Raw genomic sequence first — 13252 nt, forward strand, 5'->3', positions numbered from 1 at the left:
GCAGAATGGGTCAAGCCTGCATCGGTGGCATCGCGCTGCGTCGCGGGTTCACTGTGGCTGGCGAGGCTTTAACTCCCCACTCCCAACCCCCCGCCCTTCCCTCGCCCCGCTGGGCGAGAGAAGGGAGCCTCATTTGGCCGCGTGCGCTGCGCTCGCGTGCAAACATGACGGCCTGTTGGGATTCCCGTGTAGGAAGCGCTCTGCGCTTCCTACACTCCGGATTGAATTCGGTCTTGGGGTTTGGATGTTCGTCTTCTTCCTCCACCCGTCGGGCTGGGCCGAGGAGCGCAGCCGAAAATGGATCAGGACGAGCGATTGTCTGAGCCGAAGGCGAGTTCGAGCTCGGCCCCATTTTCGGTGAGCACCGCAGGTTGCCCGTAGCGAAGCGAAGGGACCCAGACCATCGGGTCGCCTTCTCTTTGCTTACTTTCTCTTGGCGAAGCAAGAGAAAGTGAGTCGCCTCGCCGGGGCGAGACCCGGCTTGTGGGCATACCTCACAGCATGAGTCATCAACCATGGATCCCGGATCAAAGTCCGGGATGACACGCGGGGGAGCCGATGCGGGCTGCGGCCCGTTTTTTTGCGCCCCGTTTCGCCGCCTGCTTCGTCTGGTTACACGTGAATCGGCTACGCTTTGCCTCCTCACAGGGGAAAACGTGGCCTTATCCATCGCAAAAACAATCACAGCCCTGCTTGCCGCAGGCGTCTTGCAGGCCCAGGCGCTGCAGGTCACCAGTGTCTCGCCCCAGGGGGAAGTTGCACGGGTGCGGCAGATTGCCGTCAAGTTCGATGACAGCGCCGTCAACTTCGGCGACCCCAAGGCGCCCGCCCCTGTCAGCCTGAGCTGCAGCGACGCGCAGGCCACCGGGGGCTCGGGCCGCTGGATCAGCGACCGCCAATGGGCTTTTGAATTCGACAGCGATCTGCCGCCGGGCGTCAGCTGCACCCTGCAGGGCATCCCCACCTTCCGCTCGCCCAAAGACCAGGCCCTCAGCGGCAAGCTGTCCTGGAAGTTCAACACCGGCGGCCCTTTTGTGCAGAACCTGCGCCCCGGCACCTACCAGCGCATCGACGAAGAACAGTACTTCGTGCTGCAGCTCAACGGACCGGCCACGCTGGCCAGCGTCCGGGAGAACGTCTGGTGTTCGGTCGAAGGCCTGGGTGAGCGGGTTCCGGTGAAACTGATCGAAGGCAAGGAACGGCAGGCACTGATCAAGTCGCAGAGCCTGGACAAGGCCGCCGGGAAAGACCCCTTGAGCGTGGTGACACTGGCCTGCAACCGGCGCCTCACACCCGCGAGCAAAATCCAGCTGGTGTACGGAAAAGGCGTGGCCACCCCGAGCGGTGTGGCCAACTCGGTGGAGCGGCGCTACAACTTCCAGGTGCGCGAGCCGTTCACGGCCAGCTTCAGCTGCGAACGCGAAAACGCGCAGTCGGCCTGTTTGCCGATTCGCTCCATGAGCCTGAACTTCAACGCGCCGGTGCCACGCAAGCTGGCCGAGGCGATTCGCCTGCAGTCAGCCGCAGGCGCGCTCAAGCCAGAGTTCGACACGGAAAGCGGCGACGGCGACAACGTCGTCAACCGTGTCAGCTTCAAGCCGCCTTTTGCAGAGCAGACCACCTTCACGCTCGAGCTTCCCAAGGACTTCAAGGACGCTTCCGGCCGCCCCCTGCGCAATAACGACAACTTCCCGCTGAAGGTGGCGACCGGCACCATGCCGCCGCTGGCCAAGTTCGCCGCCGCACCATTCGGCATCGTCGAGCTTTTTGCCGAACCCGGCGCCAAAGCGGGCGAGCCGGCGCTGCTGCCGGTGACGCTGCGCAACGTCGAAGCCGCGCTGCAAGTCAAAGGCCTGACGCCCGGCAAGGTCAGCGACCTGCAACCCAAAACCGATGCCGACATCATTGCCTGGTTCCGCAAGGTGGCGTATTACAACAACTACCAGGTGGACCGCGACCAGGCCGGCCGGGACGTGAAGGGAGCGCTGCCCCAGGCGCTTGACGCGCAAAGCAAGGAGTACGTGCAGTCGCGCATGCTCTCCTTGCTCCATGGCCAGCCCGGCGTGAAAACGCTGGACCTGCCCAAAGCGGCGAGCGGCGACCCGCGTCCCTTCGAGGTGATCGGCATCCCGCTCTCGCCCGGCTTTCACGTGGTCGAAATCGCTTCGCAGAAACTCGGCAGCTCGCTGCTCGATGAGCGGCACGGTGCCAGCCGGACCATGGTTGTGCGCACCTCGGCCCTGGTCACCAACCTGGGCGTGCATTTCAAGCTGGGCCGTGAAAACGCGCTGGCCTGGGTCACGACACTGGACAAGGGCGCGCCGGTGGCCGGCGCCACGGTGCGGGTTTCCAGCTGCAAGGGCGAAGAACTCGCCAAGGCCGTGACCAACGCACAGGGCATTGCGAACTTCAAGGGCCTGGCGTCCGAGGCGCCGCGCTGCGGCGGGGACGATTACCGCAATGCCTATTTCGTCAGCGCACGGAGCACCGTTGACAGTGTCGAAGACATCAGCTTCACCTGGAGCGACTGGCACAAGGGCATCGAGCCCTGGCGCTTCAACGTGCCGACCAGCAGCGAGGCCCGCCCGGATCAGCGTGCCCACACGATTTTCGACCGCACCCTGCTGCGCGCCGGGGAAACCGTGTCCATGAAACACCTGCTGCGCACCGAAACCAGCCAGGGTTTTGGCCTGGCCGATGTCATGCCGGACAAGCTGGTGGTGACGCACACCGGCAGCGGACAACAGTACGCGCAGCCGCTGAACTGGCGCAAAACCGCCACCGGCGGCCACAGCGCCGAGAGCACCTTTGCGATCCCGCCGGCCGCCAAACTCGGCGAGTACCAGGTGGAGCTGCGCCAGGGAAGCCGCGCAACGCCCACTGGCGCCTTCCGCGTGGAGGAGTTCCGCCTTCCGGTGCTGGAGGGCCGCATCCAGCCCAGCGAGAAAAAAGCCCTGGTCAATGTCAAGGCCGTGCCCACCGACGTACAGATCAACTATGTCTCGGGTGGCGGCGCAGCCAACCTGCCGGTGCGGGTGTCGGCCTTGCTGCGCGGAAAGACCCTGAGCTACAGCGACTATGAGGCCTTCAATTTCGCACCGCCGCGCGTGCAGCGCGCCGCCAGTGAAGGCGGTGAGGAAGAGGCCACGGCCTCGCAGGACCAGCGCGTGGTCGCCGACAAGCTGGCCCTGACCCTGGACCGCAACGGCGGCGGCAAAACCAGCATCACCGACCTGCCCGCCAGCAAACAACCGCAGGAGCTGCTGCTGGAAGCCAGCTACGCCGACCCGAATGGCGAGGTGCAGACGATTCGCAGCGTCACCACGCTGTGGCCGGCCGCCGTGGTGGCCGGCATCAAGACGGAAGGCTGGGTCTCCGCGAGCCAGAAGATCAAGTTCCAGGCACTGGCCCTGGACCTGGGCGGCAAACCGGCGGCCGATGTGCCGCTGGAGGTCAAGGCCGTGGCGCGCATCGTCACCACCAGCCGCAAACGCATGGTCGGGGGCTTTTACACCTATGACAACAAGACCGACATCAAGGAACTGGGCAGCGTCTGCAGCGGCAAAAGCGACAGCCGCGGCCTGCTGCTGTGCGAGGCCAAACTTGGCGAGCCGGGCGAGGTGGAACTGGTCGTGACCGCCAAAGACGGCAGCGGCAACAGCATCCAGGCCGCCAGCTCGGTCTATGTCACCAAACAGGGCGAGTTGTGGTTCGGCGGTGAGGACCATGACCGCATGGACGTGTTGCCAGAGAAAAAGAGCTACCAGCCGGGCGAGACCGCCAAATTCCAGGTGCGTATGCCCTTCCGTTTTGCCACCGCACTGGTCGCGATCGAGCGCGAAGGCATCATCGAGACGCAGGTGGTGCAGCTCAATGGCCAGGATCCGACCGTCCAGCTCAAGGTCAAGGAGGGCTGGGGCCCGAATGTGTATGTCAGCGTGCTGGCCCTGCGCGGCCGCCTGCGCGAGGTGCCCTGGTACAGCTTTTTCACCTGGGGCTACAAGGCGCCGCGTGAATGGTGGACCTCCTTCTGGTACGAAGGCCGTGAGTATGTGGCGCCTACCGCGCTGGTGGACCTGAGCAAACCGGCCTTCCGCCTCGGCCTGGCGGAAATCCGCGTCGGCACGCAGGCGCATCAGCTGGCCGTGACGGTCAAGGCCGACAGGGACACTTACCCGGTGCGCGGCCAGGCCCAGCTCACCATCACGGCGAAACTGCCCAACGGCCAGCCGGCCGCCCATGCCGAAGTCGCGCTGGCCGCGGTCGACCAGGCGCTGCTGGAGCTGATGCCCAACACCAGCTGGGACCTGCTGGGCGCGATGCTGCAGCGCCGCGCCTGGGGCGTGGAAACCTCCACCGCGCAAATGGAAATCATCGGCCGCCGGCACTATGGGCGCAAGGCCGTGCCGGCCGGCGGCGGCGGCGGGCGCAGCAACACGCGCGAGCTGCTGGACACCCTGCTGCTGTGGAACCCGACACTGCAGCTTGATGCGAACGGCCAGGCCGTGGTCGCCGTACCGCTCAACGATGCGCTGACCACCTTCAGGATCGTCGCGGTCGCCGACAGCGGCACCGGCCTGTTCGGCACCGGCCAGACCGCCATCAAGGCGACGCAGGATTTGCAGATCATCAGCGGCCTGCCGCCGCTGGTGCGCGAGGACGACCAGTTCCGCGCGCAGATCACGCTGAGAAACACGACCAAGGCGGCGATGAAGGTCGAGGTCAGCCCGCGCGCCACCCTGCTGGATCCGAGCGACGCGCCGGGCCGCCCCAAGCAAGCGAGCGCCCCCTCGGGGGGCAGCAACCCACGCGCAGCGGGGGAGCGTGGGGGCCTGTACACGCAGACAGTGGACATTCCCGCCGGCGAGGCCCGCGAGGTGGCCTGGATGGTGACGGCGCCGGCGCAGCTCGCGCTCACACGCACCGAAGCCATCCTCTGGGAGATTGAGGCCAAAGACACGGTGAGCGGTGCACGCGACGGCCTGAAAGCGCGCCAGCGCATCATCCCCGCCGTGCCGCTGACGGTGCAGCAGGCGACGCTGGTGCAGGTCGATGGCTCCTTCACGCTGGACGTGGCCCCGCCGGCCGATGCGCTGCCCGGCCGCGGGGGTTTAAAAATGTCGCTGCAACCGAAACTCGCAGAGGGCATGGACGGCGTGCGCGACTGGTGGGCCAACTACCCGTTCGCCTGCCTCGAGCAAAAAACCAGCAAGGCCGTCGGCCTGCGCGATGCGAAGCTCTGGCAAACCGTGCTGGCGCAGCTGCCCGGCTACCTCGACAGCGACGGCCTGGCCAGTTACTTCCCGCCGCGCGACGGCGAGGCCTCGCGCGGCAGCGATACGCTGACGGCCTACCTTCTGGCGGCCACGCATGAAGCGGCCGCACTGAATCCAGCGTTCGCGATGCCCGACGACGCGCGCGCCCCCATGGAGCGCGGCCTGATTGCGTTTGTGGAAGGCCGCATCCAGCGCGAGTTCTGGAGTCCCCGCAAGGACCTGGACGTGCGCAAGCTCGCTGCCATCGAAGCCCTGTCGCGTTACGGCAAGGCGCAGGGCCGCATGCTGGGCAGCATCACCATCGCGCCCAACCAGTGGCCCACCCATGCGGTGATCGACTGGCTGAACATTCTCAAACGTGTGGCCGATGTGCCGCAGCGCGAGCAGCGCCTGCTTGAGGCGACCCAGGTGCTGAAATCGCGCCTGTCGTGGCAAGGCACCAAGCTCACCTTCAGCACCGAGAAGGACGACTACTGGTGGTGGCTGATGGTCAACGGCGACGTCAACACCGCGCGCCTGATGCTGGCGGTGATGGACGACCCGGCCTGGAAGGACGACATGGGCAAGCTGGCCAACGGCTTCATAGCCCGCCAGCAAAAAGGCGCCTGGCACACCACCACCGCCAACCTCTGGGGCGGGCTGGCGCTGGACAGGTTCTCGGCGAAGTTTGAGGCGGCGCCGGTGGCCGGCGTCACCAAAGCCGCCTTGGCCGCAGCGACAGCGAGTGTGGACTGGGCAAAAGTCGAACGCATCAAGCCCACCGATACGCTTGGCGCGCCGAACCAGACGACTTTCTTCGGCGCGCCCGCCTCGTCCGGGAATCTGCGGGGCAACAGCATGTTCCTGCCCTGGAGCACAACAACACCAGGCGGCAAGGACACGCTGACCGTGACGCAGCAAGGCACGGGCAAGCCCTGGCTGACCTTGCAATCGCTGGCGGCCATCCCCCTGAAAGCGCCTTTCAACGCCGGCTACCAGATCAGGAAAACCATCACGCCGGTGGAGCAGGCCGTCAAGGGCCTCTACACCCGCGGCGACGTGGTGCGCATTTCGCTTGAAGTCAACGCCAGCGCCGACATGACCTGGGTGGTGATCAGCGACCCGGTGCCCGGCGGCGCCACCATTCTCGGCAGCGGCCTGGGCCGCGACTCGCAGATCGCCACCAGCGGCGAGAAAAAATCGGCTTCATCGGGTGGAGGCTGGCCGGCGTTCGAGGAACGCAGCTTCGAGGCCTTCCGCAGTTATTACGAGTACCTGCCCAAAGGCGTGGTGAAGATGGAATACACCGTGCGCCTGAACAACGTCGGCGATTTCGCGCTGCCGCCCAGCCGCGTCGAAGCCATGTATGCGCCTGAGATGTTTGGCGAGACGCCGAATGCGCGCGTCAAGGTGGAAGGCGTCAAATAAATATGCCCCCCACGCTTGTTGCTTCGCATGCTGCGCTGCCCCCCGAGGGGGCTGATTTTCCCTGGGGCGGCCCGACGGAAAATCGCACGCATCCTTGGCCAGTTCCTCTGCGTATCGCACGCTGTGCTTCGCTCGCTCTTTTTTTGATAGCTGCTTGCGCCCGTCCTTCATGGGCTACAGCCACTTTTGACGAAGTAAAAAACGAATTCCACCCGTCCGACACGCTGATCCTGGACCGCAGCGGCGAAGTACTCCAGCGCCTGCGCACCGACAACACGGTGCGGCGCGGCCAGTGGGTGGCGCTGCCGGACATCTCACCCGCCCTGCGCACGGCGCTGGTGCTCAGCGAGGACAAACGTTTTTACGAACACAGCGGCGTGGACTGGCGCGCCGTCTCTGCCGCCGCCTGGGGCAATTTGTGGGCCACCAGAACGCGTGGTGCCTCCACGCTCAGCATGCAGCTGGCCGGCCTGCTCGACGAGGACTGGCGTGCGGCAGCGGGCGGGCGCAGCATCACGCAGAAGATCGGCCAGACGGTGTCGGCACAGTTACTGGAGCGCAGCTGGCGCAAGGACCAGATTCTCGAGGCCTACCTCAACCTCGTGCCCTTTCGCGGCGAGATCGTCGGCATCGATGCGTTGAGCCGCACTTTGTTCGGCAAGGCGGCGCACGGACTGGACGAACGCGAGGCGGCGCTGGCGGCGGCGCTGGTGCGGGCACCGAATGCGAAAGCGGTGCAGGTCACGCAGCGCGCCTGCGGCGTCCTGAAAATCATGCAGGCGCCCGCGAAAGCCGATTGCGAGGGTCTGGATCTGTTTGCCACCGCGGCGTTGCAGCGCAAATCGTTTGACCCATCCGAAGGTGTGGCGCCGCACCTGGCGCGCCGTCTCCTGTCCGTTCGGGCTGAGCCTGTCGAAGCCATGCGCGGGAAGACGCTCACTTCGACAAGCTCAGTGCGAACGGTAGTTTCTACCGCACGCGCCCCCCTGCAACGCTTCGCCGTGTCTACCCTGACCCAGCACCTGCGCGAACTGCGCGGCCGTCACGTGGAAGACGGTGCCATCGTCGTGCTGGACAACGCGACCGGCGAGGTGCTGGCCTGGGTCGGTTCATCCGGCGAACTCAGCGGCGCGGCCGAGGTGGACGGGGTGCTGGCGCTGCGCCAGCCCGGCTCCACGCTCAAGCCCTTTCTGTATGCGCAGGCGTTGGCCGAAAAACGCATCACCGCCGCATCGCTGCTGGAGGATTCGTCCTCGCAGATCCCCACGGCCGGTGGCCTCTACATCCCGCAGAATTACGACCGCCAGTTCAAGGGTCTGGTCTCGGCACGCACCGCGCTGGGCGCCTCGCTCAACGTGCCCGCCGTGCGCACACTCGTGATGGTCTCGCCCGATGCCTTTCACAAGCAGCTCAGGGCCGTGGGCCTGCCATTGAGGGAAACCGGCGACTACTACGGCTACAGCCTGGCGCTGGGCAGCAGCGAGGTCTCCCTGCTGGCGCTGGCCAACGCCTACCGCGCGCTGGCCAATGGCGGGCGTTACAGCACCCCTTCTTTTTCCGTTCGCCCTGGGCCCTTCGACTCAGCTCAGGACAGGCTTGTGGAAGGGTCTGCCATGAAGAAAAAGGCTTCGACAGGCTCAGCCCGAACGGGTTCTGTCCAGGCCCTGGACCCCGGCGCCGCCTTCGTCGTCGGCGACATTCTCAGTGACCCGGTGGCGCGCGCGCGAACCTTCGGCACCGACAGCGTGCTGGCCACACGTTTCTGGACCGCGGTGAAAACCGGCACCAGCAAGGACATGCGCGACAACTGGGCCATCGGCTACTCGCAACGCTACACCGTCGGCGTCTGGGTGGGCAATGCCAGCGGGGCCCCCATGTGGGACGTCAGCGGCACCAGCGGCGCGGCACCGGTCTGGGCAGCGCTGATGAATTACCTGCATCGCACCGAGCCCAGCCGCGCCCCGGCGCCGCCGGCCGGCGTGGTGCAACGCCAGGTGACCTTTGCCGATGCAGCGGGCGCGCCTGTCGAGGCGGCGCGCGGCGAATGGTTTCTGCGGGGCACGGAGCAGACCCTCTTTGCTATTGATTCAGGAGCTGCCAGCGCATACAGGAAAAGGGCTGAAGGCAAAAATGACTCGAAAGCAGCGGACAACAGGGCGTCTGCCGCAAGCCGCATCACCGCGCCCACCCACGGCACCATCATCGCGCTGGACCCGGACATTCCGCCCAACCGTCAGCGCGTGAGCTTCAGCGCCCAGGGCCGCGACCTGCGCTGGCTGATGGACGGCAAGCCGCTCGCCCGCGGCGCACAGGTGCAGTGGTTGCCCTGGCCGGGACAGCATGTGGTGCAGCTGGCCGATGCCGGCGGCAAGGTGCTCGATGAGATCCGGCTGGAGGTACGCGGCGCCGGCGTGCGCGATGCCCAGCCCGGCAGCGGCGCATCAAAATAATTTCATCCCGGCGCAAGCGTAATTCACGCCGAAAAACAGGCAGCCCGCTACCATGCAGGACATAACAGGAGACCGTATGCCCGTGATCACCACCATTGAAGACCTGCGCGTTCTGGCGAAAAAACGCGTTCCCCGCATGTTCTACGACTATGCCGACTCCGGCTCGTGGACCGAAAGCACCTACCGCGCCAATGAAAGCGACTTCCAGTCCATCAAGCTGCGCCAGCGCGTCGCCGTCAACATGGAAAACCGCAGCACGGCCACGCAGATGATCGGCCAGCACGTGGCCATGCCGGTGGCGATTGCGCCTACCGGCCTGACCGGTATGCAACACGCCGACGGCGAGATCCTGGGCGCGCGTGCGGCGAAAAAATTCGGCATTCCGTTCACTCTCTCGACCATGAGCATCTGCTCGATCGAGGACGTGTCGGCCGGCACCGGCGGGCACCCCTTCTGGTTCCAGCTTTATGTGATGAAGGACCGCGACTTCATCGAGCGCCTGATCGACCGCGCCAAGGCTGCCAATTGCTCGGCGCTGGTGCTGACGCTGGACCTGCAGATCCTCGGCCAGCGCCACAAGGACCTCAAGAACGGCCTGAGCGCGCCGCCCAAACCGACACTGGCCACCATCCTGAACCTGATGACCAAGCCGCGCTGGGGCCTGGGCATGCTGGGCACCAGACGCCACGGTTTCGGCAACATCGTCGGCCATGTCAAGGGTGTCGAGAACATGGGTTCACTTTCCGAGTGGACCGCCAAGCAGTTCGACCCGGGCCTGAACTGGGGCGACGTGGAATGGATCAAGAAGCGCTGGGGCGGCAAGCTGATCCTCAAAGGCATCCAGGACGTGGAGGACGCGAAACTCGCGGTCAACTCCGGCGCCGACGCACTCATCGTGTCCAACCACGGCGGGCGCCAGCTCGATGGCGCCGAGTCGTCCATACGCGCACTGCCGCAGATCGTGGACGCCGTCGGCAGCCGGATCGAGGTCCACATGGACGGTGGCATCCGCAGCGGCCAGGACGTACTCAAGGCGCGGGCACTCGGCGCCAAAGGCACCTACATCGGCCGCTCCTTCCTGTACGGCCTGGGCGCCATGGGTGAAGAAGGCGTGACCAAGGCGCTGCAGATCATCCACCGCGAGCTCGATTTGACGATGGCGTTTTGCGGCCACACCAACATCGAGACGGTGGACAAGGGCATCTTGCTGCCCGGAACCTATCCCGTGGCGGCGCCGTAGGAAGCGGCGATAAAGTCCTCGCCGATCACGCCGGCGGAAAGTTGCGTGGCTTCCAGGGCCAGCTGCTCGGCCCGGTTGATCACACCCAGGGCGTCGGTGCAGCTTCCGGCGATGCGGATCAGGCCCACCCCGATGGAGGGTTTGAAAACGTGCAGGTTCTGCCCAGCGCCCACCGACACGGGCTCGCGCAACTCGCGGCGCAAACGTGTCGCCAGCAGCTGGCTGCGCCGCGGGTCCTGCACCGCAGAAACCACGAGTACAAAACAGCGGGGGTGGTACAGCCCCACCACATTGCGAAACCCGACGATGCGCCGGATGCGCGCGAGCAGCACCACCAGGATCTGCTGGTCGACACCATGCCCTGCCACCCCGCCAAGCTGGTAGAGATTGGCGATGCTGATGGCCGCCACCACGCAGTCCCGGCCAACACGCGCGCTGCGCCACAACGCATCTTCCACATGGGGTAGCAGTCGGGAGCCCAGTGTCATGTCAACCCCCCAGGCGGGGTCTGCCAGGCTCCGCGCCAGACGTTTGAGCTTGCGCTGTTCCCGATTGCGCAGCAATGTCAGCGCAATCACGATCAGAAAGTAGCCGATGGTGCAGGCCACGGTCAACACCGCCATGCCCAGGCCGGTCGCCTCAAGAGCCTTCGAATACAGGCCGCCCGCCATGCCGGCCAGGCAAAGACAGGCCACCACCATCCAGCGTGCCAGCGCGTCCCCCAGGGTGACACCGCGGGCCGACACCATGGCCGCGCAGAGCACCGAGAGGGCGTTCACCACAGCTGCAGCCGCAATCACCTGCGCCGGTGTCCAGACATCTTCCTGCAGGGCGATGATGGCCAGCACCACGGCCGCCAGCACCAGCGCAAAACTTCCGCCGGCCACCGTCCAGCGTATGAGGCGATCATCGCGCGCGGCACCGACCCAGACCCCCAGATAGGTCAGCGCCAGGGCACCGCTCAGGGGTCCGAACGAGGCCTTGAGCGGCAGCAATACCGGGCCGCGCAATGCCGGCACCAGCATTTCAGGCAGGCCGGACAGCAGGATCGACAAACCACCTGTCAGCAGGATGAAGGCGAGTCCACGCGCCGCCGAGACAGATCGGCTCGCGACCAGGTCGGCCGCCGCCACAAGGGACAGCAGCAGGAGGGCTCCGGCCATGGCTGACCAGAGGGCGAGCTCCGACGGCGTCACAGGATTCACGAGGTGTTGCCCCTTCCTTTTGTCGGGTCTGGACGGCTTACCTTGCCGGCGGCGGTCCACCGCCGATCTGGAGGAGGCCGCGCCGGACGGAGATCATTGTACAGTTTGTTACATTTGTTCGCTCAATCCCCCGAATCGGTCGTTTGCAAGGCTGGGCGGAAAGCGTCCGATGAAGCGCGCGACCGACGCGACCAACGCGACAGAGGGCCTTCTTGGGGATTGCCCCCATGACAGTGCGCCTCAAAACAAATAAGCTCACTTACCAATTACTCCCGTGCTCTGCCACCCGTCTCCCATGAATCCCCCGCAGGAACCCGCCATCCACACCCCCCCGGTGCGACGCTTCAAGGACCCGGACTACGTCGAGGTCGCCCCGACACTGGCCGCGCTGCGCCAGCGCATCGACACGCTTGACGAGCAGATCATCGGGCTGCTCGCGCAGCGCGCGCTGTGTGTGCGTGACGCCACCCGCTTCAAGCGCGACGCGTTCCAGGTGGCCGCACCGGCGCGCCAGGCCGAAGTCTTCGCGCGTGTGCGGGCCCTGGCCGCGCAGCATGAAGCCGCCTTCCCCGGACTGCCCGATATCATTGAGTCCGCCTACCGCACCCTCGTCGCCGGCTACATCGCCGGCGAGGGCAATTTTTTTCACGACACGGAACTGATCACCGCATGAACACCCGCACAACCCCCCGTTTTCCGCTGACCCGCCTGCTGGCCCGCTGCGCCGTGGTTGCCACTGTGGCGCTTGCCACGGCAGGCGCCATGGCCCAGGCCTGGCCCAACAAGCCGATTCGCATCGTGGTGCCCTACGGCGCAGGCTCGTCACCGGATGTGATCGCGCGCATCGTGGCCGACAAACTCTCGCCTCGCCTGGGTCAGCCGGTGATCATCGACAACCGCGCCGGCGCCGGCGGCAACAACGGCACCGGCGCGGTTGCCAAGTCGGCAGGCGATGGCTACACCTTCGTCATCAGCACCAACGGCCCGCTGGTGTACAACACCGTGCTTTACAAGAAGCTGCCCTATGACCCGTTCACCGAGCTGCGCCCGGTGGTGCTGGCCGGCGGCCAGGCCAATGTGTGTGCGGTGCGTTCCGACTCGGGCATCACCACGCTCATGGAGCTGGTCGATGCCATGAAGAAAAACCCGGGCAAGTTCAACTTCTCTTCGACCGGCGTCGGCAGCCTGTCGCAGCTCGGCGTGGAACTGCTCAAGGTCAAGACCGACACCTTCGCTGTCCACATTCCGTACGCCTCCTCGCCGCTGTCCATCCTGGCCATCCTCCAGGGCGATGTGCAGTTTGCCTGCGTGCCCGCGGTGGCGGTGATCCCCCAGGTCAAGGCGGGCAAGATGCGCGCACTGGCAGTCTCCACCGCCAAACGCAGCCAGCTCATGCCTGACATCCCGACCATGAAGGAAGCCGGCCTGCCCGAGATTGAAAACCTCGCCTGGATGGCCGTGATGGCCCCGGCCAGTACGCCAACCGACATCGTCCGGCGCATGAACCAGGAAATCAACGCCGTACTCGCCATGCCGGAGGTCAAGGAAAAACTCCACGCTCAGTACATGGAACCGATTGGCGGCTCCGAGCAGGACCTGCAGAAGTTCATGCAGCAGGAATTGCGCGTGATGACCCCCATCATCAAGCGCACCGGCATCTCCGTCGAATAAGCG

6 protein-coding genes are annotated in these 13252 nt (G+C 65.7%); 5 read left to right on the plus strand and 1 reads right to left on the minus strand.

The genetic code is table 11. The annotated features are described in order from the left end of the window. Positions 1 to 656 precede the first annotated feature (656 nt). From PSV26_RS09615 to PSV26_RS09625, 3 genes are all read left to right on the plus strand, one after another. Positions 657 to 6683, plus strand: coding sequence for an MG2 domain-containing protein (locus tag PSV26_RS09615; protein WP_300570139.1), 6027 nt, complete (start codon positions 657 to 659; stop codon positions 6681 to 6683). Positions 6684 to 6826: 143 nt separating this feature from the next. Then, entirely contained in the window at positions 6827 to 9133 is a 2307-nt protein-coding gene (pbpC, locus tag PSV26_RS09620) for a penicillin-binding protein 1C (RefSeq protein ID WP_300570142.1), read from the plus strand. 76 nt (positions 9134 to 9209) lie between these two features. Then, positions 9210 to 10373, plus strand: a complete 1164-nt coding sequence (locus PSV26_RS09625; RefSeq protein WP_300570144.1) for an alpha-hydroxy acid oxidase — start codon at positions 9210 to 9212, stop codon at positions 10371 to 10373. Here PSV26_RS09625 and PSV26_RS09630 read toward each other — a convergent pair. After that, positions 10352 to 11536 carry a GGDEF domain-containing protein gene (locus PSV26_RS09630; RefSeq protein WP_300570146.1) on the minus strand — a complete coding sequence of 395 codons (1185 nt, stop codon included), beginning with the start codon at positions 11534 to 11536 and terminating at the stop codon, positions 10352 to 10354. The two genes, PSV26_RS09625 and PSV26_RS09630, sit on opposite strands and share 22 nt — an antisense overlap. A gap of 337 nt (positions 11537 to 11873) precedes the next feature. On the opposite strand from PSV26_RS09630, the gene PSV26_RS09635 reads away from it, so the two are divergent. Further along, positions 11874 to 12251: a chorismate mutase gene (locus PSV26_RS09635; protein WP_300570149.1), complete on the plus strand. Its 378-nt coding sequence runs from the start codon at positions 11874 to 11876 to the stop codon at positions 12249 to 12251. Next, positions 12248 to 13249, plus strand: a complete 1002-nt coding sequence (locus tag PSV26_RS09640; RefSeq protein WP_300570151.1) for a tripartite tricarboxylate transporter substrate-binding protein — start codon at positions 12248 to 12250, stop codon at positions 13247 to 13249. The genes PSV26_RS09635 and PSV26_RS09640 overlap by 4 nt, the downstream gene beginning before the upstream one ends. Positions 13250 to 13252 lie beyond the last annotated feature (3 nt).

Origin of the sequence: Polaromonas sp. (assembly GCF_029945685.1) — a bacterium.
Taxonomy (GTDB): domain Bacteria; phylum Pseudomonadota; class Gammaproteobacteria; order Burkholderiales; family Burkholderiaceae_C; genus Polaromonas.